Genomic DNA, 23,152 nt, shown 5'->3' on the forward strand with positions numbered 1-23,152 from the left:
ACTAGGCGAGGGCCCTACTACCCTACTAGGCGAGGGGTCCCTGCGCGGCCGGGGCGAGGGCGGTCAGTTGTAGAAGCCGAGGTCGTCGATGTAGAGGTCGAACTTGGGCGCCTGGGCGACCTGGAACTGGATGGAGTAGAGCTTCGACGCGTCGATCTCGTCGGTGCCCGCCGGATCGCCCCATCCACCCTGCTTCAGGGCCGCAAAGGGAATCGTGAACTGCTTCCACTCCTCGGTGACGGCAAGATCCATCTTCCACTTGTCGCACTGGTCCGAGCAGGCACCGCCGCTCGGATCCGTGCCCGGGTCCGAGATCATGACGCTCGCGGCCGTGCCGGAGCCCGCGCCGAGCTTGGCCCAGAAGGTGATTCCGGTGTACGCCGACGCGTCATAGGCGGCCTTGGCCCCATCGGGGCTGTTCAGATCGAAGCCGAAGCCGGCGCCCCACGTCTCGAAGCCCGCCCCCCACGAGCGCGCCGCGTACGTGCTCTGCGAGCGCGCCGGCTCGAGCGCCGTCATCGTGAAAGGCTCTTCGCCGGTCCCCTCCAGATCGGGCGGCGGGGTCTGCGTTCCCGTCGTCGTCCCATCATTGAAGGTGTACCAGTAACCGACCCGCCCCCCATCGGCCAGGATGGCGTTGTCGTTGTCCTCCATGTCGTCGATCATCTCGATCGTCTGAGGCCCGGCGCCCGAGCCCGTCGTCGCGGAGGAGCCCTCACCCGTCGAGGCCGTGGTGGGGTCCGTGGTCCCCGTGGTCGCCGCCGTGGTCGACGGGTCCACGTTGCCCGAGGAGGTGGCGCTTCCGGCGCCGCCCGTGCCCGCGCCCGTGCTCCCGCTCCCGCCGCCACCGTTGTCGTCGCCGTCGGCGCACGCCGCGAACGCCGCGACAGCCAGCCCACAGACCACCAAGGTAGAAGCACGCAAGAAAATTCTAGTCTTCATACGTTCACATCTCCGTATCTACGTTAGGCTAATCAACACTCGACTTGGGCCGGACGTCAATTGCATCGAGGAGCGTCCCGGCGCGCCGAGTATCGCCTGGAAGCTCAGGCCCCGCAACCTTCTTCTTTGCACGCTGCAATCCACCTTCCGCGCCGTGCGCCGCAAAGAGGCGGCTCGCGCGAACGTCCCTGTTGGGGCCGCTCGCAACGGCGGTGGCGTGTCGGGAGCGTCGTATTGCCGGCGCGAGTCACGGTCGCTCCGCGAGAACTCGAATCCTCGCCACGCGAGGGCGGAGGGTCGCCGCACACCCGGGCGCGTCGCCTGCGCCGCATCTCGGGTCTCCACGTCAAGGCTCCACGACGCCACCCCACGTTCAATCGGCCTTGCGAAGGAGATCGCCTCCCCGAAAGGCGCCCTCTCCGGCGGAGTCCCGGCTCCCTCGGCAATCGCGCTCCTCCGGAAATCCCCTGCGCCGGGGGCGAGAGGGGCTTGCGGGGCGCGGGCCCCGGCGGTCAAAGTGGTGCGTGGCGCGGCCCCCGGGCCGCCTCACGCTGGCGAAGAGCTCGCCCGGAGGCCTCCGCGAATCCGCACATGCCTGACCGTGGCTTCATCCTCACCCCCACCTACCGGGTCATCGCCGGGTGCCCGGAAATCCATCTCCACACGGTGATGGAGGACGGCGCGCCGGCGCTCGTCATCGAGGACAGGTTCAGGCCCTACTTCTTCGTGCGCGCCCGCGACGAGGACGTCGCGCGGCGGCTCGCGGGCGGCCGCGTCTCCCCCGAGCCGCTCGAGACGCTCGACGGGGAGCCGGTCCTGCGCGTCGACGCCGCGCACCCGCGGGACGTCGCGGCGCTGCGCGACAAGCTGGCCGAGGCCGGCGCCGACGCCCTCGAGGCGGACGTGCGCTTCGCCTACCGCTTCCTCATCGATCGGGGCATCCGCGGCGCGTTCGCCGTCTCCGGGCCGTTCGAGCTCCGCCCCGGCGTCGGGCGCGTGTACCGCAATCCCGCGCTCGTCCCTGCGACCTTCGTCCCCCGCCTCCGCGTGCTCTCCCTCGATATCGAGACGAGCCTCGACGGCGAGAGCCTCTATTCCATCGCCGTCGCTGGCGCGGGCGGCGAGCGCTGCCTCCTCGTCCACGACGAGCCCGCGCCCGGCGGGCTCCCCGCCTTCGTCGAGCGCTTCCCCGACGAGCGGTCGCTCCTCGAGCGCTTCCTCGCGCTCGTCGCCGACGCCGACCCCGACGTCCTCACCGGCTGGAACATCCCGGATTTCGATCTGCCCGCGATCCAGCGCTATTGCCGGCGCGCCGGGCTCCCGTGCGCGCTCGGCAGGGGCGATGACGAGATCGCGATCCTGCGCGATCCGGGCTTCTCGCGCGAGGCGCGCGCCGTCCTGCCAGGACGGGTGGTGCTCGACGGCCTCGCGCTCCTCCGCGGCGCCTTCCTGCGGCTCGACGATTACCGTCTGGAGACCGCCGCCCGGACGATCCTCGGGCGCGGCAAGCTGTTCGGGCCGGACGACCGCGGCGCGCAGATCGAGGCGTCGTACCGCGACGACCCGGCGCGGCTCGCGGAGTACAACCTCGAGGACGCGCGCCTCGTCCGGGATCTGCTGGAGAAGACGGGGCTCATCGAGCTCTCGGTGCGGAGGAGCCTGCTCACCGGCATGCAGGTCGACCGCGTGGGGGCGCAGATCGCCGCGATCGACTCGCTCTACCTGCCCGCGCTCCGCGCCCGCGGCAAGGTCGCGCCCTCGGTGGCCCGGGAAGGGTCGGAGGGAGAGGCGGAGATCGCCGGCGGCCTCGTGCTCGATTCGCTCCCGGGGCTCTACCGCAACATCGTTGTGTACGATTACAAGAGCCTCTATCCGAGCCTCATTCGCACCTTCAACATCGATCCGCTGACGTTCGTCGCCGGCGGCGCCGGGCCGCCCGAGGCGCTCATCGTGACGCCGGGCGGCGCGGCCTTCCGGCGCGGCGAGCCGGGCATCCTGCCCGAGCTCGTCGCGCGGCTCTGGGACGAGCGGGCCGAGGCGCGGCGGGCCGGCGACGATCGGGGCGCGATGGCCATCAAGATCCTCATGAACTCGCTCTTCGGCGTGCTCGGCTCTCCCGCGTCGCGCCTGTTCTCCCCGGATGTCGCGAACGCGATCACGCGCGCCGGGCAGCACGTCATCCGGCTCACGGCCGACGCGGTGCGAAAGGCCGGGCACCGGGTCCTTTACGGCGACACCGACTCTCTCTTCGTCGATATCGGGGAGCCCGACGCGGCGCGCGCCCTCGCCCGGGCCGAGGAGCTCCGCGACGCCGTCTCCGGGGCTGTCGCCGCCGAGATCGCGAGGACGTTCGGCTGCGAGAGCCGTCTGGAGCTCGAGCTCGAGAAGGTCTATGCCCGCTTCCTCCTGCCCGAGCTCCGCGGCGCCGCGCAGGGCAGCAAGAAGCGCTATGCTGGCCTGGTCGCCGGGGAAGGCGGCGACAAGCTCGAGATCGTCGGGCTCGAGGCGGTCCGGCGCGACGCGAGCGCCGTGGCGCGGCGCTTCCAGCGGGAGCTGCTCGACCTTGTCTTCCACGATCGCCCGGTGGAGGCCTTCGTGCGGACCTTCGTGGCGGAGCTCCGCGCGGGGCGGTTCGACGCGGAGCTCGTGTACAAGAAGGCGCTGCGGAAGCCGCTCGGCGCCTACACGAAGACGACCCCGCCGCACGTGAAGGCGGCCCGCAAGCTGGGCGGGGACGCGGGGCGGATCGTGGCCTATGTGATCACGCGCGCCGGCCCCGAGCCAGCGGGCCAGACGACGGCGCCGCCGGACTACGATCATTACGTGTCGCAGCAGCTCAAGCCGATCGCGGACTCGGTGCTGCGGTGGCTGGGAGGGGCCGATTTCGATGGGATGACGGGCGCGCGGCGGCAGCTGTCGCTGTTCTGACCCGGCGCTGGTCGCGCGAGCCGGATCCGGGGGCGGGCGGCCGCGAGGCGGTATCCCCGAAGGAGCGCCGGGAGATCACGAGCGCGCGGGCGCGCCCGGGGAGCTCACTTGGCGGACAGGGCGTCGGCGACCATCGCGCGCGCCTCGTCGAGCAGGCGATCGAGGTGCGCCTGGTCCTTGAAGCTCTCCGCGTAGATCTTGTAGACGTCCTCGGTGCCCGACGGGCGCGCGGCGAACCAGCCGTTCTCCGCGACGACCTTGAGCCCGCCGATCTCGCCGCCGTTGCCGGGCGCGCGCGTGAGCTTCGCGGTGATCGGCTCGCCCGCGAGGGTCGTGGCGCGCACCGCCTCGGGCGAGAGCTTCTTGAGCACGCTCTTCTGGCTCGGCGTGGCCGGCGCGTCGATGCGCGTGTAGAGCGGCGCGCCGAACCGCGCGGTCAGGTCGCGGTAGTGCTCCGCGGGGTCGCGGCCGGTGCGGGCGAGGATCTCGGCGGCGAGCAGGTCGAGGAGGATGCCGTCCTTGTCCGTCGACCACACCTGCCCGTTCTTCCGCAGGAACGAGGCGCCCGCGCTCTCCTCACCGCCGAAGCCGAGCGAGCCGTCGAGCAGCCCGTCGACGAACCACTTGAAGCCGACCGGCACCTCGCGGAGCGGACGGCCGAGGTCCTTCGCGACCCGATCGATCATGCTGCTGGAGACGAGCGTCTTGCCCACGGCCGCGTCAGGCCGCCAGAGCGGGCGGTTCTGGAACAGGTAGGACACCGCCACGGCGAGGTAATGGTTCGGGTTCATCAGCCCGGCGCTGCGCGTGACGATGCCGTGACGATCCGAGTCGGCGTCGTTGCCGAAGGCGAGATCGTAGTCGTCCTTGAGCGCGATGAGGTTCGCCATCGCGTGCGGCGACGAGCAGTCCATGCGGATCTTGCCGTCGTGATCGAGGGGCATGAAGCCGAAGGTGGGGTCGACGACCTGGTTCACCACGGTGAGATCCAGCCCGAATTTGTCGGCGATCGGCGCCCAGTACGCGATGTTCGAGCCGCCGAGCGGATCGACGCCGATGCGCAGCTTCGCGCCGCGGACGGCCTCGAGATCGACGACGTTGCCGAGATCGGCGACGTAAGAGCCGATGTAATCGTACGGGTGGGTCGTCGACGCGCGCAGCGCGGCCTCGTAGGGCATGCGCTTCACGCCCGCGTTGTCGGCGCGGAGCAGCTCGTTGGCGCGATCCTCGATCCAGCCGGTGACGGCGGTGTCGGCCGGCCCTCCGTTCGGCGGGTTGTACTTGATGCCGCCGTCGTCCGGCGGGTTGTGGGAGGGCGTGATCACCACGCCGTCCGCGAGCCCCGAGGTGCGCCCGCGGTTGGCGGTGAGGATCGCGTGCGAGATCGCCGGCGTCGGCGTGACGCCGTCGCGCTCGGCGATGAGGACGTCGACGCCGTTGGCCGCGAGGACCTCGATGACGCTGCGCTGCGCCGGCGCCGAGAGCGCGTGCGTGTCCATGCCGAGGTAGAGCGAGCCCGTCGTGCCGTGCTTCGCGCGGTAGTCGCAGATGGCCTGCGCGACCGCGAGGACGTGCGCCTCGTTGAAGCTCCGCCGCGCGGCCGAGCCGCGGTGACCGGAGGTGCCGAAGGCGACGCGCTGCTGCGGATCGCCCATGTCGGGGCGCTCGCTGTAGTACTGCGCGCGCAGCTTGTCGGGATCGATCAGCACATCGGGAGGGGCTTTGCGGCCTGCGAGGGGATGAAGCGGCATGAGCCTCCGCATAGTCGAGCGCGCGGGACGAGCCAACCCTTCCAAACGGGGCGCCGCGGGCGCGGCTGGGTTGCCGTGCGCGCGGCTGGATTGCGGTGCCCGCGACGCTCGGCGATGCTCTCGCCATGACCGCACCGCTCCGGCTGCTGCTCCTCCCGGGCCTCGACGGCACCGGCGCGCTCTTCGAGCCGTTCGTCTCGGCGCTGTCCGGCGACATCGCGCCAGAGGTCGTCTCCTACCCTGCCGACAGGGCGCTCGATTACGACGCGCTCGAGGCGCTGGTCGCGGCGCGCTTGCCCGCGGACGGGCCGTATGCGGTGCTCGGCGAGTCGTTCTCGGGGCCGCTCGCGCTCCGCCTGGCCTCCCGGCGCGCCGGCCAGCTCGTCGGCGTGGTGCTCGTGGCCACCTTCGTCACGAACCCGGTGTGGCCGGTCCCGTCGCTCGCGCGGCACCTCGTCGGGCCGTGGCTCTTCCGCCGCCGCGCGCCGGAGCTCGTCTCGCGCCACTACCTCGTCGGCGCGGGCGCGCCGGCGGCGTGGCTGGAGCGCGTGGCCGCGAACGTGGAGACCGTCGATCCAGCGGTGATGGCGGCGCGCGTGCGCGAAGTGCTCTCGGTGGACGCGCGCGCGCACCTGCAGGGCTGCGACGTGCCGCTGCTCTACCTGGGCGCCGCGGGCGACACGCTGGTACCGCCGCGCGTGGTCCGCGAGCTCCGCCGCCTGCGGCCCGACCTCGAGTGCGCCACGGTCGACGCGCCGCACCTCGTGCTGCAGCTCGCGCCGGAGGCGTCAGCGCAGGCGATCGAGGGATTCCTGAGGCGCGCGACCGGAAAGGCCTGCGCGTAGGCGCGGCGCCGGGGCGCATCCGATCAGCGCTCCGAAGACCGAATCAGCTGCTGCGACAGCGAGCTGAACCCACAGAGCAGCCGTGTCCTTGCTCCCTCAGCGCCTCGGCGGCGCGCCTCGCCCGCTCCCCTTCGAGCCGACGTCGGGACGGGCGCGCCGCGCCTTCGCCTCCGGCGAGGCGGCGCGGCGCACGAAGTCGACGAACGCGCGCAGCGCGGGGGGCGCCTGCCGTCGGCTGGGGTAATACAGGTAGAAGCCCGGGAAAGACGGCGACCAGGACGAGAGCACCTGGGTCAGCTTCCCGGCCTCGATCAGCGGCCTCGCTTGCTGGTCGAACACGTAGGCGATGCCCACGCCGTCCGCCGCGGCGCGCAGCGCCAGATCAGGGTCGTTGACGATGAGCGGGCCGTCGACGGCGACCTCCAGGGACTGCTTCCCCTTCTCGAACTCCCATCGATACAGGCTGCCGTCCGTCGGCCAGCGCGTGTTGATGCAGCGGTGCCGGTGCAGATCGCGCGGGGTCGCGGGGACCCCGTGGCGCGCCAGGTAGCCCGGCGAGGCCACCGCCATCAGCGACAGATCACCGCTCAGCTTCACGGCCACCATGTCCTTCTCGAGGCGCTCGCCCAGCCGGACGCCGGCGTCGAAGCGGCGCGCGACGATGTCGGCGATCGCGTCCTCGACCACCACGTCCAGCACGATGCCCGGGTGCGCCTCGAGGAACCGGCCGACCAGCGGGGCGAGCGCCCAGAACGCGGCCATCCGCGCCGTGTTGATCCTGAGCACGCCCGCGGGGCTGTCGCCCAGCGTCTTCACGTCGGCGACCGCCGCCTCCAGCTCGGTCAGCGCCGGGGCCAGCCGGGAGAGCAGCCGCGCCCCCGCCTCGCTCGGCGCCACGCTGCGCGTTGTGCGGTTCAGGAGCCGCACGCCGAGCCGCTCCTCCAGCGCTCGGATGGTCTGGCTCAGGGCCGACGGCGAGACGCGCAGGTGCGCCGCCGCGCGGGCGAAGCTCCCGTGCTCCACGATGGCCGCGAACGCCTTCAGATCGGCGAAATCTCTCCCGCGCATTGTGTATCCCTGGCTTAACAGGTCGATTCGATCATGTCCGATTCTTCGAGGAGCGCCAGCGCCTTAAGGTCCGGGTCCAGGCGAGGCGCCTGACGCGCCTGCCGCACCTGTGGAGCCAACCATGACCAACGCGCTCTCTCTCGACAGCTACCGGTTGCTGGGCCGATCGGGCCTGCGCGTCTCCCCGCTCGCCCTCGGCACCATGACCTTCGGCACCGACTGGGGGTGGGGCAGCGATCGCGACGAGGCGAGCCGCATCCTCGATGCGTACCTCGACCGGGGCGGGAACTTCATCGACACCGCCAACAAGTACACGAACGGCACCTCGGAACGGCTGATCGGCGAGCTCGCCGGCGACCGGCGCGAGCGCCTCGTGCTGGCCACCAAGTACACGCTCACCATGCGGCCCGGCGATCCCAACGCGGGCGGCAACCACCGCAAGAACATGGTGCGCTCGGTCGAGGCGAGCCTCGATCGCCTGAAGACCGATTACATCGACCTCCTGTACCTCCACGCCTGGGACGCGACCACGCCCGTGGAGGAGATCCTGCGCGCGATGGATGATCTCGTGCGAGCGGGGAAGGTGCTTTATGTCGGCATCTCCGACACGCCGGCCTGGCAGGTCTCCCGCATGCAAGCGATCGCGGACCTGCGCGGGTGGGCGCCGCTTGTCGCGCTGCAGATCGAGTACAGCCTGATCGAGCGCACCGTCGAGCGGGAGCTCATCCCGATGGCGCAGGAGATGGGCCTCGGGGTCATCCCGTGGTCGCCGCTGGCCAGCGGCGTGCTCACCGGGAAGTACACGAGGGCCGATCTGGACGCCGGCGGCGGCACGGCCGACGCAGCCGGCTCGCGCAAGAACGTCGCGGCCGCCAACGGATCGCTGACGGAGCGGGGCCTCGGCATCGCCGACGTGGTGAAGGCGGTCGCGGCCGAGAGCGGAAAGACGCCGGCGCAGATCGCGATCGCCTGGACGCTGCTCCACCCGGCCGTGACCGCGCCGATCATGGGGGCGCGGACCGTGAAGCAGCTCGAGGACAACCTGGCTGCCCTCGACGTGCGTCTGACGGACGGCCAGCGCGCCCGACTCGACCAGGTGAGCGCCGTCGAGCTCGGATTCCCGCACGACTTCCTGGCGCGGCCGCTGAGCCGGAGCGTGATGTTCGGCGACGTGAAGATCGCCGCGCGGCGTTGAGCTGAGCCGAGCCGAGCCACCCCGTGGCGGGCTCGGCTCTCTCGGCTCACAGGGGCCTGTCGTTCACCGCCGCCTCGAGCCAATCCGCGCACGCGCCGTCCTCGGCGGGCGGCTGAATGCCCTTGAGGAGATACCACGCCTCCCGGTGCTCCGCGCGGGCGCCGGGCGCAACGCGCTGGAGCGGACCGAGCGACTCGACCTCGAGCAGGTGTTCGTTCGTGAACGTCTCGAAGTTGCACCCCATGTCCGGGTACGTGGCGCCTTCGATGAACGGGAACCGCTTCAGGAACACGTTCCCGTGGTTCGCGTACGCCGCGTACCCCTGGCTCACGAGCGTACCCACCTTCTGCGGCCCCTGGCCGGCGACCTGCCGCAGGCGGATCACGCGCTTGCCCCATGTCCATCGGGGCTCGGCCATATCGGTGTACGACCACAGCACGAGCGGCCGCGCCGGCAAGACGCGATCGGGGTGCGGGAAGAACGGCGCGTGCGGGAACAGGCACTCGCCGCCGCCCGCCATCACGGAGAGCGACCAGGGCGTGAGCTCGACCGCATAGGCGCTGTGGTTCTCGATCGCATGATCGATGACGAACCTGCCCGCCGCGGCGTCCGCCGCGATGCGGACCTCCTTCTGCATTCCGTACCTGTCCAGCGCGGTCCGGAGCACGAGCGCGCCGTTCTCCTCCCTGTGCTCCACCGGCTCGTTGTCGGGCTGCAGCGTCCGCTGCTCGTCCTCGGGGCCGATCCAGAACCGGTGACCGCCGTAGAACCTGTACTTGGTCCCGCCTGTCGCGCCCATGTCCTCGGGGATCTCGAAGAACTCGTTCGGACCGCCGATGACGCCGTACCGGATGATCCGCGGGCCGACGTCGAGCGTGACGATGAGCTCCGTGTCGCCGCAGACGAGGCGCGCGGCGCGCTGCCAACCGCCGTAAGGGATGATCTCCATGCGGGAGGTCTCGTAGCGCAGAACCGGAGCGCGCATCAACCCCGACTGCCGCGCCCGCTCCCACGCCATCGCCCTGGACACCCGGCGCCGCGGGCGCGTCGCCCCGCGAGCGGCGCGACCGCTCAGGAGCGATCGGCGGCGAGGCGCTCCGGAGGCTCGAAGTCGGCCGGGCGGTCGCCGAGGCCCAGGGAGACGACGCGCCGCCAGCGGAGGTCGCCGAGGTCGAGCGCGAGATCCCGAAAGGGCGCCAGCGCGTGCGCGCGGCTCGACGCGGCGGCGAGCGCGCGGAGCAGCGGCACGACGAGGGGCGAGCGCTGCCGGGGCACGCCGAGCTGCCCGGCGAGCTCATCGCCCAGCACGGCGCGGGCGAGGCCGCAGGCGACGGCCATGAACCACTCGGCGCGCCGGCGCTCACCGTCGGTGCGCGCGCTGCGGACCCTGCGGGTGAGGAGCGCATCGACGAGCATGCGCGAGTCGTGGTCCGGCGCGCCCTGCGTCGCGAAGATCATCTCGGCCAGCCGCCGCGCCTCGGCGTAGGACCCGGGGATGAGCTCCGGCTCGACGCCGATGACGTGGGCCACGTAGCGCCAGAGGTGGACGAGGTCCTCTCGCTGGGCGGGCGAGATGCGGTAGGCGAGCTTGTCGAGGCCGTCGATGACCGCGACCGAGAAGAGCAGCGCCGTCGCCACCATGTCGTGCTGGTTGATCGGCTCGCCCCAGAGGGCCGTCTGCCATCGGCCGCTCGCGCGGATGAGGCGCCGCACCTGCGCGTGCATGATGCGCACCTTGACGGTGATCGCAAAGCCCTCGCCGGAGCGGCGCATTCCGTTCGCCTGGCTCACGGCGTAGACGAACCGGCTCGTCTCGGCGAGGCGGCGATCGGCCTGCTCGCGGAGCCTCCCCGAGAAGACGAGCGGCTTGTTCCCGGCGGGCGACGCGTACCCGAGGATGAGCGACTGCAGCGCGAGCAGGATGCCGCCGAGGACGCCGGTGCGCAGGAACGCCGCCCCGCCGCGGTTCACCGCCCCCCAGTCGACCCAGAGGGGAACGTGCTCGACCGCCGCGAAGAGCGCCCGCAGCTCGGCCGGCGCGCCCGACGCCGCGCGGTCGTCGACGCCGCGCGCGAGGGCGGACTCGAGGAGGCGGGACCCCTGGCCCGAGGGCATCGACGCGAACGCCTCCACGACCGCGTCGGCGACCGGATCGGCGCGGAGCAGGAAGGGCGCCAAGCGATCGAGCTGGTCACCGAAGCGGCGACGGGCTTCTGCGGTGTCCTGGAAGCGAGCGGGGATCGTCGCGTTCTCCATGCGCTGGTGCAGGCTTCCTTTGCACACCGGCGGCGCCCCGAAAAGGCGACGCCTTACGTTCCATCCCACCGCGGCGCGTCGCCGCGGCTCACGGCTCCGCCTCGCGCGGCGGCGCGTGCGGCCCGGTGCGCCGCGGATCACCGAGGTGAGATCGCGCGCTCCCGCTGCGCAAGGCAGAACTTGAGCCCCTCCCGCAGGCTGCGCATCGGGTTCAGCTCGTCGAGCGTGACGCCGATCGCGACGAGCGTCTCGGCGACATGGCCGCCCAGGCCGGTGAGGACGCAGCGCGCGCCGAGGAGCTGCACCGCCTGGGCCAGCTTGACGAGGTGCTGGGCGGTCATGGAGTCGATGACCGTGACGCCGGTCAGATCGAGGATCACCCACTCGACGTCGCTGTCGTCCGCCACGCGCACGAGGAGCCGCTCGGTCACCTCGACGGCGCGCACCGAGTCGAACAGCCCGACGAGCGGGAGCGTGAGGATGCCTCGCCATATATCGATGATCGGCACCGAGAGCTCCCGGATCGCGCACTCCTGGCGCTGGATGGTGTCCAGCTGGTGCTCGAGCTCGCGCTTCGAGGCAGCGAGCGCGACGAGCGCCTGGGTCTTCTGCTGCATGGTCGCGGAGAGCTCGGCGAGGAAGACGCGCAGCGCCTCCTCGATCATCCCGAAGGTGTCGTGTTCGACCGCCTCCAGCTGCTTCAGCGCGAGCTCGACCTCTCCCGTAGATGCCAGCGCAACCGCGTCGATGACACGTTGCATCCGGCGCTCCTCGATGGAGATCATGTTCTCGGGTTCTTGCATGGGCTCCTATGGACGCAGCAGGGGTTGATCGGGAGGGAGCGGGGGGGGAGTCGCCGGGCTCAAGCGCGGAGTCGACCTCGCCCGCGGCTCGCGTGATGAGGACGTGCTCGCGGTGACCTGATCTCGTGCGCTCGCTCGCACGGCGACACCTGTCCCAACATCCTACCCTCGCGACCGGCCGTGTGGACCTACCTTCGACAAAGCTCGGAGAGCTATCTTACCTCCGGCGCGGCTGGAACGAAGGTGGCCGGCGTGAACCAAGCTCTCGCCTGCCCGCTCCTCGCCCAGGCGAGCTCGTGCTCAATCGACCGAGCGCACGCAGCGGAACCCGGTCGAGACGTCCCCCGCCTCGCGATCGTACGCCAGCCGGAACGTCGTCTTTGCCGTGCTCGCCGAGAAGTCCCACGATCCACCCCGGAGCACGCCCCTGCTGCCGGTCGCCGGCACCTGGGGATCTGTCTGGGCGCCATTGGCATACACGCCTGGATCCCAGCCGTCTGCCACCCATTCCCAGACGTTGCCCGCCATGTCGAGCGCGCCCGACGGGCTCGCCCCGGCCTTCGCCGAGCCGACCTCCTGGGTGCCCTTGCCGCGCCCGCCGCAGCCTTGTCCGGGAGGCCGAGACACGATGGCGTGCGCGCACCCCGGCGGCTCGTTGCCCCACGGATACTCGCGGCCGTCGGTGCCGCGCGCGGCGTACTCCCACTCGGCCTCGGTCGGGAGCCGCTTGCCGACGAAGGCGCAGTACGCGGCCGCCTGCGCCTGGTCGACGCACGAGATCGGGTGTTGCGACTTCGCAGGATCCGCCGCGGTGCAAAGCGCGCCGCGCTGCTCGACGTCGGCGTCGGTCGCGCGGGGGCCGTGCACGCCGCTCGGCGTGCACCGGCCCGCCTCGACGCAGCGCTGGTAGCCGACGACCGTCACCTCGGTGCGATCGACGTCGAACGCGCGCGTCAGCGTCACCTCGTGGGGCGGCCGCTCGGATTTTCCGCCCTTCGCGCTGCCCATCGTGAAGCGGCCCGCCGGCACCCGGATCATGTCCGGCGGGGACGGCGCCTTCACTCGGGGCGCGGCCATGCCGCCGCGCGCGCGCGCCCGCGGCGTCTCATCGGGGGAGCGGTGCCGGACGAACGCGACGGCGCCTGCGCCAGCCGCGGCCAGCGCTACCGCCGAGACGAGCGCGGGCAACAGGCGCCGCCGCGGAGCGGCCCGGGCGGCCTGGGGCGCGGGAGGGGGCGATCCCGGGTTTGGGGCAGCCTGCGGCGGCGCGCTCGTGGCCAGGCCACGCATCGTCGTGAGGGACAGCGGCGGCGCGCCGGCGGGCGGCGGCGACGCGTGCGCCGTGCCCGCCGCGATGGGCGCGGCGGCGCCGGTGGCCACGAGCTCCGTCCCCGCCAGGCCCAGCGCGGCAGCGCCAAGCGCCGCACCTGCCGGCGGGCTGCCCTCGGCGCGCGCGACCGCGCCGGCGGGCGTGGCCGTCGCCATCGCTGCCTCGAGCGCCCCCCAGAGCTCGCCCGCCGTGCGGTAGCGCTCGCGCGGGTCGATCGCGAGCGCGCGCTGCACGACGGCCTCGACGGCGTCCGGCGCGCTCACGCCCGCGCCGCGCAGGCTCGGACGGAACGCCGGATCTGTCGCGGCGATGTAGAGCTGCGTGACGTCGCTCCCGAGGAGGGCGCGGTTCCCCGACGCGACCTCGATGAGCACCAGGGCGAGCGCGAAGACGTCGGTCCACGGCCCGGTCGCGCCGAAGCGCTGGTGAAACTGCTCCGGCGCTCCGTAATGGACGGTGAAGGCCCGGAGCGCGTTCCCCGTCTCGGCCATCGCCTGCGTCATGCTCGAGAGCTCGCCGAGCACCTTGGCGATCCCGAAGTCGAGGACCTTCAGCGTGCGCCGGCCGCCGATCTCCGCGAGGAACAGGTTGGCCGGCTTGACGTCGCGGTGGGCGACGCCCTGCGCGTGCGCGACCTCGAGCGCGTGCGCCGCGGGCGCGAGCAGGGCGACCGCCTCGGCGAGCGGGCGCGCCGCCTCGCCGCGGGCGCGCCGCTCGGCGATCTCGCGGTCGAGCGGCACGCCGTGGAGCCACTCGAGCACGAGATAAGGCGTCCACTCGCCCGACGGCGAGACCGCGGCGCCGGTGTCGAGGGCCTGCACGATGCCGGCGCTCGCCCGCGAGAGGCGGTGGAGGAGCCGCCCCTCGTCGAGGAGCATCCGCTGGAACGACGCGCGCTCGGCCGGGGCCAGCGATCCGAGCAGCTTCAGGCACTTGACCGCGACCGGCTCGTCGAACCCGAGGTGCTGGCCGCGGTAGACGACGCCGAACCCGCCCTCGCCGACCACGGCGTCGAGCCGGTACTTGCCGCCGATCGTCGCGCCCACCCAGCCAAAGGGATCCGAAGGTGCCATCTCGCGGCGCGAGTCTACACCGGGCGCCCAGGCCGCGCGGAGCTCGCGCCGAGATCGGCGCCGAGCGCCCCGACGTCACCGGGAGCTTCAGCGCCCGACGGGCTCCGGACGGACGCGGGGCGTGCCCGTGGCCCCGATCCCCTCACCGCGCCCGCTCCTCGAACCCGCCCGGCCTCAGCGCCTTATCGAAGAACGCGCACAGCTCCTCGTGCCGCGCCCGCGCGTCCGCGCGGCCTATCTCGATGAGCGCCCCGGCGAACTCCCCGTCGAACAGCAGGTAAGACAGGAAGTCGGCCTCGCGTTGCTCGTCTCCCTCGGCGAGGCGCCGCATCACGCGCCCGAGCACGCTCGTGGTCCGCGCGCGGAACGCCGGAGAGCGCACGAACTCCGCCGCCAGGCTGCCGATGTCCTTGGAGGCGCGGATGAGCAGCGACCGCATCGGCCGGAGCGCGCGCCCCGGCGGGAGCCCGAGCTCGTCGTTGAGCCCGTCGATGAAGCCCTCACCATAGCGCCGCCGCCCGGCCTCCAGGATCCCGTTGATGCTCTCGAGGCGCGCCAGATCGTTGTCGATCCGGTCGAGCATCAGCGCGTTCAGCGTCTTGCCGAGCAGGAAGAGGGGCCCGGGGAAGCCGGGCGCGTCGCGCTCGGCCGTGCTCGTGGCGGGCTCGATGTACCGCGGGTTGACCACGATGACCCCGTCGGCCCCGAGGCGCCGCGCCGGCGACAGCGGGACGTTCTGGCGCAGCCCGCCGTCGCAGTAGAGCTCTCCGTCGATGTTCACCGGGCGGAACAGGATGGGGAGCGCGGACGAGGCGAGCGCGTGCTGCGCGCGGATCGCGGTGGCGCGCGGGGAGATCGTCGGGTCGTGGCTCCAGGGCGGCAAGCCGGGCTCGCGGCGGTGGACGAAGACGACGGTGCGGCCGCTCTTGACCAGCGTCGTCGACACGGTCAGCGCCGACAGGAGCCCCCGCTCGAGGTGGCCGTCGATCCGCTCGAAGGGGATGGCCTCCGCGATCTGCCGCTCGAGGCCCGACGTGTCGAGGAGCGCGGCCCGGCCGCCGCTCGAGGGCGCGCTCGCGGCGCCCCCGCGGAGCAGGTCGTGCCCGACCGCGAGCACGCCGCGCACGTCGAGGCGCACGAGGTCGTCGATGCGCAGGCGGGTCCACACGGCGGCGAGCCGCCGCGCGCGGCTCCGCGCTTCGTCCGCGAACGCGGCGAGCCCACAGACGTTGATGGCGCCGACCGAGGTGCCGCACAGGATATCGAGCGGCGCCTCGCGGCCGAGATCGCGAGAGACGTCCTCGAGGATGTGCTGCGCCACGCCGACCTCGTAGGCGCCGCGGGCGGCACCGCCGGCCAGGACGAGCGCGATCTTGGGGGCGCGGCCACCCCGGGTCGAGACGGGCGCCAGGTCAGGCATCCTCGCAGAATACCATGATCGCCATCGCGACATGGGCCCTTTAGCGCGCTTCGCGCAACGTGCTACACCCGCCGTGAGCGCGGGCACGGAGGCGCCCGATGACGGCAATCTACCTGGCCTACCTGGCCCTTGCGTACCTCCTCGGAGCGATCCCGACAGGCTACCTCTTCGCGCGGTTCGTCAAAGGGGTCGATGTCCGCGAGGTGGGCTCGGGGAACATCGGCGCGACGAACGTCTTGCGCGCCTTCGGCTGGGGGCCGGGCCTGGCCGTCCTGGCCGCGGACGTGGCGAAGGGCGCGCTCGTCGCGGGGCCCCTCGCGTCATGGCTCGCCGTCGCGCCGGGCGGGTGGGTCGCGGCGGCGGGCGGCCTCACCGCGGTGCTGGGCCACGACTACACGGTCTTCCTCGGGATGCGGGGCGGCAAGGGCGTCGCGACGTCCTGCGGTGTCCTGCTCGCGCTGGCGCCGCGGTCCACGCTCGCCACGCTGGCCGTCTTCGCGGTCCTCGTGCGGGCGACCCGCATGGTCTCCGCGGGCTCCCTCGCCGGCGCCCTCGCCCTGCCCCTCTTCCTCTGGCTCCTCGGCGAGCTCTACGCCCCGGTCCTCTGCCTCTCGCTGCTCCTCGCCGCGCTCGTCTGGCTCAAGCACATCCCGAACATCCGGCGGATGCTCGCGGGCACCGAGAACACGATCTCGTTCGGGAGGCGGCGCGACGCTGAGCAGGACGGCGCGCCGCGCGGCGACGAGCGCCGCTGACGGCCCTGAACGCGGCGCCGCGCGGCGACCGAGCGCGGCGCTCGCTCACTTGGTGATGAGCGTCGAGTACAGCACCACGCCTTGCTTGTCGATGAACTCGAACAGCAGATTCCTCCCCTGGAACCGCAGGTAAGCGAAGCCCTCGATCGCATCCGTGAAGAAGAGCTGCCCCCGCTCGGTCGAGACCGGGGAGGTCACCTTGCGGGTCTTCGAGCCGGCGCCGCTGATGGGGAAATAGGTGTTCGGGCAGCGCTCGTCTCGCCCCTTGTCGATGAACTCGAGGTCGTGGTCGTGGCCGCTCATGTACATGTCCGCCCCGCAGTAGATCGCCTGCTGCATGGCGAACATGCCGCTCGTCCCGATCGACTGGTTGTCCGAGGCGTGGACCCCGGACGTGTAGCGCGGGTGATGGCCGAAGACGATCTTCCACGTGGCGTCCGAGGCGGCGACGCGCGCGCTCATGTCGCGCGCCTGGTCATCGGAGGTGAAGTCGACGGTATCGATCCCGAAGAGATGGACGTCGCCGACGCGAACGTCGTAATACGAGGCGGGCATGTGCCACTTGTCGGTCATCCGCGTGCCCGGCCCGTCGCCGACGGGCAGCAGCGAGTAGTCGATCTGCGCCTGCCGCACGCCGTTGCTGCTGGGGCCGTGGTCATGATTCCCCAGCACCGCGTAGAACGGGAGGCCGTTCAGGCCCGGCCTGTCGTAGGGCTGCTCGAACTTGGGGCCCCACTGCGCATCGCCCGTGTCGACCACGCCGTTATCATAGAAGTTGTCGCCGTTCATCATCACGGCGTGACAGCCCCCGACCTCGATGCACTTCTCGCTCATCCGATCGGCGACCTGGTTCTGCGCGAGGTTGCCCTCGCCGGTGTCGCCGATAGCGATGATCCTGACGACATCACCGTGCGGGACGACGGTCCCGATGGCCCGGCCGTGATCCGCTCCCGCGCTCGCCCCCTGGCCTGGGGCGGTCCCGCCGCTCGGCCCGACGCCGCTGCCCTCGTCCGCAGCGCCCGCGGCGCCCGAGCCGATCCGCTCATGGTCTATCGGGATCGGCACGTTGTCCGCCACGCCGCAGCCCGCGCCGAAGGCGACGGCCGGCGACGCGGAGAGGACGAAGGCAACAAGGGACTTCAGGGAGATCGCAAGAGGGCGAGCGGCGCGGAGAGGATTCATCCAGCGCTCATTGTACCCAACGCCGGTCTCTGAGGACCACCCGCTGCCCGCTTTGTTCGTCCCGGCGCGCCAGCGACCCCGATCATTACCGTTCTTCCATCCAGACCGGACCCAGGCGCCAACACGGTATTCGCGCCGCGCCGCGGCCGGGCCGAGGCCATCGCCTCGACCTGCGCGCGGATACCGATCCGGACCACGCGTGCATCACCATCCCCTTCCGACGGCGCCGCCCTCAGGGCCACCCACGACGCCCGGGCTCGACCACGTTCCCCTGGTGACCAACGCGGCGCCCGGGCTGTCCCCGCCAGAACGGCCCTCTCCGGCGGCACCCCTTTTTCGCTTGACATCAGCAGGAGCCAATCATATTGAAGTTGAACATCAATTTCAATATCAACAACGGAGCCAACGTGAGCCGAGAGATGCCTCCTGCCCCGAGCCTGTACCGATGCTCAGCGCTTGCTGCTTTCCTCTGGTCCGGCGCTCACCAGGGAGGAGCCCTGTGAGCTCACGCATACCGCTGTCAGTCGGTCGCCCGCTCCGGTCCGAGCTCTCGTGCCTGCCGGAGTCCGCCTGCGAGGAGGGCTGGCCTCCCCCGCCGCACGATCCTCGCGAGCGTGAGCTCGCGCTCGTCGTCGCGGGCTGGGAAGTGCGCCTCTTTGGGGGGCGGAAGTTCGACTACTTCGTCACGCACGGCTTCTGGCACCTCCAGCTCTGGCACCCGGAGGCGCGCGTCTCGATACTGACGCCGTCACGCCTCACGCGCGGGCTCTACGAGGCGTATCCGATCGCGAACTGGAAGGCGCAGGCGCCCGACTACGACAAGCTCGTGACGCTCCTCGGCGGCCTGGTCGAGGCGAAGCTCCTGGAGAGGGCCGCGGTGCTCCGCCTCGAGCTCGCGCTCGTCGCCGGGGTCATTCGAGGCAACGGCGGGGTGCCGTCGTGACGCGCCGGCCGGGCGCCGCCCGAGAGGGCGGCCGCACGTCGCGCGGCGATGGCCGCGCACGGAATCAGTACACGCGAAACTGCCCGCTCAGCGTCAACAGCGAGAGCAGGTGGAGCAACCCCGAGTAGTAGCGGGCCTCGTTGGTCCCCGGGGGCGTCGTCCACACCGCCTCGATGTAGTCGGCGCGATTGTTGGCCGTCGCGACCAGGCCGGTGACGCCGTTCATGAAGATGAGCGCCGACTCTGGCGTGGCATTGAGCGCCACGCCGTCGAGCTTGTATTTCGCGGGGTACTGGCCGATGCCCTGCTTCGAGAAGAACCCGAGCAGCCGGTCCGCCTCCTCCACCTGCCACGGGTCGACGCCGAACCAGACGTGGTCGAGCGCGAGGCTCAGCTGCGTGCGGTAGGCCTCGGAGCCGAAGAAGTCCCAGTTGAGCACCGGCCTGCCGTCGAAATAGGTGCGCGTCGGGATGAGGCCGGTGCTCGGGTGCGCGGCCACCTGCCAGTGCGCGCGCGCGCTGGCCGCAGCCTCGGACCAGAACGAGTCGCCCATGGCCTGCGCCCAGAGCTCGTAATACGCGGGCATTTCGATCGAGGGACGGGTGACGTCCCCCGCCATGACGTTCGGGAAATCGTAGACGAGCTTCGTCGTCGCATCGAAGGTGTTCGTCACACCGGAGTCGACTCCCCCGTTCAGGGCCTCCTTGTGGCGCATCACCTCGAGCAAGCCGATCGCCTTCTGCCCGTAGTCGATGGTCCCGGTGTCGCTCCCCCAGCGGCCGTGGGCGAAGAACAGCGCCATCGCGATCTGCTGGAGGCCAAAGGGATCGACGCACAGCACCGTGTTCCCCGGGGTGTCGCACCACGAGATGAGATATCCCTGATTGGGACCGGACGTGGGCTGGAGCGTGGACTCGGCGTACCGCCAGAGCCGATCGAACTGGTCTCGCTTGTCGAGCTCGACCGTGATGATCATCCCGAAGCCGATGCCCTCGGTGCGCACGTTACGGTGGTAGGCGTCCCAGATGTAGGCCTGATCCGTGCCGGGTATCGCGTAGTAGATGGGCGTGTTGCTGAAATCGCCGTAGAAGAGCTGATTGAAGCTGTCCTCGATCTTGGTCGCGATCTCCTCGTCCGTCTTGCCGAGCACGTCGCGGAACGCGTTCGGGTACTCCTGGGGGCCCGTCAGCGGGCTGAGCTCATCGCTGCTCATCCGGTCGTAGCCGAGCGAATCCACCGTGGTCACGCACCCAGGCAGCACGCACACCGCCATCCAGGCGCCGGCGATACCGGACGCAGCGCGGAACGAACGGAGGGGGGCAGGGCAACGCATGACCCAGATTTCAATCGTTTACATAGCGCCGGACCCTGGAGGCAAGCACGCTGTTCGGATTCCGGCGAAGAAATGCCGCGGCGCGCTGCGACGCAGCATCGGGGCGGCCGCTCTTCGCGAGCGCGTCGATCCGCAGGACCTCGGCCTCGAGGCCCAGCCGGCCACGGGGATGCGCCTTGGAATAGGCGTCCAGGAGCGAGAGCGCCCCCCGCGCGTTCCCGCTCGCGAGCATCGTGCGCGCCGCGTCCAGCGCGCCGAGCTCCGCCTCCAGGGCGGCGCCCGCACCGGACGGCTTCGGGTCGAGCTTCGTGGCCGCGACGCTGCCGCCATCCGCAGGCGCCGGGGCGGCCGTCTCCTCCGCGCGAGCCTCGACCTGCGCCTGCACCGGCGCCTGCACCGGCGCCTGCACCGCCGCCTGCGCGACCGGGCCGGCGAGCGCGGCGCCGAAGCGGTGCGCCGCGGCGACCTCCTGGGCGTCTTGCCCGCGCCAGGCGAGGTAACCCGCCGGGATGCCGGCGAGCATGCCCACCGTCGAGAGCGCGACGAGGATCTTTGTCCAGCCGAGCTTCACGGCGAGCGACGAGGACGTAGCGGACATCCCTGTCGCGGAGAGCGCCGCAGGCGCCGCCACGCTGGCCGACAGCGCGGCAGCGCCGGCGAGCCCCAGCGCGGCCAGCGTCTTCGCGCGCGTCTCCGGTGACGTGGAATACGACGCACCTGCGTTCAGCAGAGCGCGTTCGAGCGGGTTGTCGCTCTCCTCCAGTAGGCGACGTGGTTCAGTCATCGTCTCACCTCGCTCGTCGAAACGAGCTCCAGCGCGCGGACGCGCTCACGAAAATCGGCCCTGGCCCTTCGTAGCCGAGAGGCCACGGTGCCCTGCGGGATCCCCAGCACGCCGGCGATCTCCACCATGCTCATCTCCTCGAACTCGTACAGCACGAACACCGTCCGCAGATCCGACTCCATCTGGTCGAGGACCTGATCGAGCATCTGTCGCGCGTGTTTCTGGCTGGTGAGCTGCTCGGGTGTCGCAGCGTCCACAACCTCCGGCGGCTCGGCCGCGGGGAACTCTCGCCGACGCGCGGCGCTGCGGCGCGCGTGGGCGGCTACGTGAAGCGCGGTCTGGAGAAGAAAGCTCTTCTCGGCGCCCGGCCGGACGTCGTCCAGCCGCTGCGCGGCGGCGATGAAGGTGCGCTGCACCGCGTCGTCGATCTCGGCAGCTGGGGTCCCCGCGTTGCGGAGCACCCGCCCGATGAAGTCAAGATGAGCATCCACCATCCGTCGCAGGCGCGCGTCCCGCTGCTTCACGGTGGCCGCCGAGGGCGCCACGCTCACCGGCTCGCTATCGGGCAAAGCAGGCGATGTCATGACGTCGGCAACCATACTCACCGCGAGGCGAGGCATGAGACCAGTGAAGAACGGACACTACCGGGAAGCAATGGGCGACAGCCAGAGCGGAACATTGTCCTCGGGTCGGGGGGGGCAGCGCACCTGCGGCCCAGCTTCCGGATGCCGTCCATGGGTCATAATTCCCAGCGCGAGTCGGAGTGATCACAGAATCCCGGCTTAGAAATTATGCACGATTCCAATGCCGACGAGCGGCGAGATCGCCGGCGTTTCGCCGACGGTTTCGGCAGACCACCCCACAGTGAAGCGCCGGTGGACGAGCGGCGCGACAGCGCTCACCTCGAGCTCGAGGGCGGTGCCTTCGCCGACGAGCGCGGTGGCGCGCACGAGGCCTCCGGCGCTCCACCACGACCGCACAGCGGACTCCGGGTTCGATATGCCTCGCCCCGTCGCCTCGATCCAGCCGCCGGAGGCCACGACGCATGGCTCTGCGCTGAAGACGTGGGCAATCTGCCAGCGCAGCGGGCACGCGGTGAGCGCAGCGGCCGCCCACTGGACGAGGGCGCTGTCGGCGCCCAGCAGGTCGTTCCGCGCGTACATCAGCGAGAGGCCGAACGAAGGGCTCAGCGCGCCCTCGGTGCGCGGGGTCACGCGGGCACCGATCGCGCCGCCCAGGCTCGCATAAGGTGAGACGACCTGCGTCACCAGGACATGCGCGCCGAGCCCGAAGCTGAACGGCGGCGCTTCCTGCGGGGCGACCGGAGGCGCCGGGGGGACGACCGGCGGCGGCGCAGGGGGAGAAAGGGGCGCGGTCACCTCGGCCACCTCGTCGAGCGCGAGCGCCGCGGTGAGCGCGAGCGCCTGGACCACGACGTCGCACGACATCGCATCGACGGTGCGCGTGTCGGTCTCGCCGCCCGCGTGAACGACGCGGAGCTCGCCGTGGATCCCGGACCCGGCGCTGCTCAGCCGGACGCGGACCCCCCAGCCGTCCTCTCCGTCCGCCGCGCGCCGCACGCGGTCCGACCGGGCGCGGATGCCCTCGTAGAGCGCGTCGGCGGTCGAGCAGTCCGCTGGCGCATCGAAATCGATGCGGATGGGGATCGGCGCCGGCGCCGCGGTGGCCGACGACCAACCGAGGACGACGAGCTCGATGAGCGAGATGCCGTCACCGGAAGCCACGGGCCCGAAGGTGCCACGAACCGTTCGCGAACCGCCAGATGGTCATGCACCCATCAGATGTGCAGCGTGCAAAAATCCAGACGACGACGAGGCGCGGCGGCGGTGCGCACGCAGGCGCTGTGAGCTACCTCATCGTGCGGACGTGAGGTCGCGCTCACGACCCTCCGAGGCGAACGAGCACCTCGCGCAGCGACCCGAGCTCCTCGTCCGCGCCGGTGAAGTCCGACCGCGCGGTGAGCGGCGACGGGACGACCCAGCAGGTGAGGCCCGCGGCCTTGGCCGACCGGAGCCCGCGCTCGGAGTCCTCGATGACGAGGACGTCCTGCGCGGCGAGCCCCAGCCGCTCGCAGGCGACCCGGTACGGCTCGGGATCCGGCTTGGCGCGCGCGTACTGTTCCCGCGTGAGCGCGAACTCGAACCACCGCAGGAGGCCCGTCGTCGCGTGCGCTCGATGGAACGGCTCGGGCTTGCTGCTCGTGACGATCGCCATGCGAAAGCGCGCGGCGAGCGCCGCGACGACCTCGCGCACGCCCGGCAACAGCGTGTCTCCCCCCGCGACGAGCTCGAGGTACCGGCGATCCCTCTCGTCTGCGAGCCGCCGCACGCCCGCCTCGTCGACCCCGCGCGCGCTGGCGAGGTGCCAGGCGCCGCGCGCCTCGACGAGGAACAGCTGGCGATAGTCGTCCACGGTGAGCTCGACGCCGACCGACGCGATCGTCTCGCGCGTCGCCTGGAAATAGAGCCCTTCCGTGTCGACGAGGACTCCATCGTTATCCCAGAGGATGGCCTTGAACACGCC

General features: G+C 71.6%; 19 protein-coding genes. 5 read left to right on the top strand and 14 right to left on the bottom strand.

Annotated features, from left to right (window positions below):
- Positions 1-63: 63 nt before the first annotated feature.
- Positions 64-942, bottom strand: a complete 879-nt coding sequence (locus tag WME90_RS29160) for a hypothetical protein (protein ID WP_437275287.1) — start codon at positions 940-942, stop codon at positions 64-66.
- Positions 943-1,533: 591 nt separating this feature from the next.
- Between WME90_RS29160 and WME90_RS29165 the strand changes: the two genes are divergently transcribed.
- Positions 1,534-3,870 (top strand): DNA polymerase II, encoded by a 2,337-nt coding sequence (locus tag WME90_RS29165; RefSeq protein ID WP_437275288.1) that lies wholly within the window; start codon positions 1,534-1,536, stop codon positions 3,868-3,870.
- Positions 3,871-3,974: 104 nt separating this feature from the next.
- On the opposite strand, the gene pgm is transcribed toward WME90_RS29165, so the two are convergent.
- The gene (pgm, locus tag WME90_RS29170) at positions 3,975-5,621 is read right to left on the bottom strand and encodes a phosphoglucomutase (alpha-D-glucose-1,6-bisphosphate-dependent) (protein WP_437275289.1); all 1,647 of its coding nucleotides are present in this window, start codon (positions 5,619-5,621) and stop codon (positions 3,975-3,977) included.
- A gap of 125 nt (positions 5,622-5,746) precedes the next feature.
- Between pgm and WME90_RS29175 the strand changes: the two genes are divergently transcribed.
- Positions 5,747-6,466: an alpha/beta fold hydrolase gene (locus WME90_RS29175; RefSeq protein WP_437275290.1), complete on the top strand. Its 720-nt coding sequence runs from the start codon at positions 5,747-5,749 to the stop codon at positions 6,464-6,466.
- Between the two features lie 96 nt (positions 6,467-6,562).
- On the opposite strand, the gene WME90_RS29180 is transcribed toward WME90_RS29175, so the two are convergent.
- Entirely contained in the window at positions 6,563-7,534 is a 972-nt protein-coding gene (locus WME90_RS29180) for a LysR family transcriptional regulator (RefSeq protein ID WP_437275291.1), read from the bottom strand.
- 121 nt (positions 7,535-7,655) lie between these two features.
- Between WME90_RS29180 and WME90_RS29185 the strand changes: the two genes are divergently transcribed.
- Complete coding sequence (locus WME90_RS29185) at positions 7,656-8,729, top strand: aldo/keto reductase (RefSeq protein ID WP_437275292.1); 1,074 nt, start codon at positions 7,656-7,658, stop codon at positions 8,727-8,729.
- Positions 8,730-8,775: 46 nt separating this feature from the next.
- On the opposite strand, the gene WME90_RS29190 is transcribed toward WME90_RS29185, so the two are convergent.
- From WME90_RS29190 to WME90_RS29210, 5 genes are all read right to left on the bottom strand, one after another.
- The gene (locus WME90_RS29190; RefSeq protein WP_437275293.1) at positions 8,776-9,678 is read right to left on the bottom strand and encodes a hypothetical protein; all 903 of its coding nucleotides are present in this window, start codon (positions 9,676-9,678) and stop codon (positions 8,776-8,778) included.
- Positions 9,679-9,800: 122 nt separating this feature from the next.
- Positions 9,801-10,985 (bottom strand): oxygenase MpaB family protein, encoded by a 1,185-nt coding sequence (locus WME90_RS29195; RefSeq protein WP_437275294.1) that lies wholly within the window; start codon positions 10,983-10,985, stop codon positions 9,801-9,803.
- Positions 10,986-11,122: 137 nt separating this feature from the next.
- On the bottom strand, positions 11,123-11,788 hold the full coding sequence (locus WME90_RS29200; protein ID WP_437275295.1) for an STAS domain-containing protein: 666 nt from the start codon (positions 11,786-11,788) through the stop codon (positions 11,123-11,125).
- Between the two features lie 300 nt (positions 11,789-12,088).
- Positions 12,089-14,191, bottom strand: coding sequence for an SUMF1/EgtB/PvdO family nonheme iron enzyme (locus WME90_RS29205; protein WP_437275296.1), 2,103 nt, complete (start codon positions 14,189-14,191; stop codon positions 12,089-12,091).
- 142 nt (positions 14,192-14,333) lie between these two features.
- On the bottom strand, positions 14,334-15,611 hold the full coding sequence (locus WME90_RS29210; protein WP_437275297.1) for a patatin-like phospholipase family protein: 1,278 nt from the start codon (positions 15,609-15,611) through the stop codon (positions 14,334-14,336).
- Positions 15,612-15,709: 98 nt separating this feature from the next.
- On the opposite strand from WME90_RS29210, the gene plsY reads away from it, so the two are divergent.
- Complete coding sequence (plsY, locus tag WME90_RS29215; protein WP_437275298.1) at positions 15,710-16,366, top strand: glycerol-3-phosphate 1-O-acyltransferase PlsY; 657 nt, start codon at positions 15,710-15,712, stop codon at positions 16,364-16,366.
- Between the two features lie 45 nt (positions 16,367-16,411).
- Here plsY and WME90_RS29220 read toward each other — a convergent pair whose 3' ends face one another.
- Entirely contained in the window at positions 16,412-17,548 is a 1,137-nt protein-coding gene (locus WME90_RS29220) for a purple acid phosphatase family protein (protein ID WP_437275299.1), read from the bottom strand.
- A 499-nt stretch (positions 17,549-18,047) separates the two neighbouring features.
- Between WME90_RS29220 and WME90_RS29225 the strand changes: the two genes are divergently transcribed.
- Positions 18,048-18,491, top strand: coding sequence for a hypothetical protein (locus WME90_RS29225; protein WP_437275300.1), 444 nt, complete (start codon positions 18,048-18,050; stop codon positions 18,489-18,491).
- 64 nt (positions 18,492-18,555) lie between these two features.
- On the opposite strand, the gene WME90_RS29230 is transcribed toward WME90_RS29225, so the two are convergent.
- The 5 genes from WME90_RS29230 to WME90_RS29250 form a co-directional block, all read right to left on the bottom strand.
- Positions 18,556-19,824 carry a glycosyl hydrolase family 8 gene (locus tag WME90_RS29230; protein WP_437275301.1) on the bottom strand — a complete coding sequence of 423 codons (1,269 nt, stop codon included), beginning with the start codon at positions 19,822-19,824 and terminating at the stop codon, positions 18,556-18,558.
- Between the two features lie 10 nt (positions 19,825-19,834).
- Positions 19,835-20,608, bottom strand: coding sequence for a hypothetical protein (locus WME90_RS29235; protein ID WP_437275302.1), 774 nt, complete (start codon positions 20,606-20,608; stop codon positions 19,835-19,837).
- The gene (locus tag WME90_RS29240; RefSeq protein ID WP_437275303.1) at positions 20,605-21,192 is read right to left on the bottom strand and encodes an RNA polymerase sigma factor; all 588 of its coding nucleotides are present in this window, start codon (positions 21,190-21,192) and stop codon (positions 20,605-20,607) included. Before WME90_RS29240 ends, WME90_RS29235 begins: the two co-directional genes overlap by 4 nt.
- Positions 21,193-21,390: 198 nt before the next feature.
- Complete coding sequence (locus WME90_RS29245; protein ID WP_437275304.1) at positions 21,391-22,353, bottom strand: hypothetical protein; 963 nt, start codon at positions 22,351-22,353, stop codon at positions 21,391-21,393.
- Positions 22,354-22,507: 154 nt separating this feature from the next.
- Entirely contained in the window at positions 22,508-23,149 is a 642-nt protein-coding gene (locus WME90_RS29250; protein WP_437275305.1) for an HAD family hydrolase, read from the bottom strand.
- Positions 23,150-23,152 lie beyond the last annotated feature (3 nt).

It is taken from the genome of Sorangium sp. So ce375 (assembly GCF_051473855.1).
In the GTDB taxonomy this organism is placed as follows: domain Bacteria; phylum Myxococcota_A; class Polyangia; order Polyangiales; family Polyangiaceae; genus Sorangium.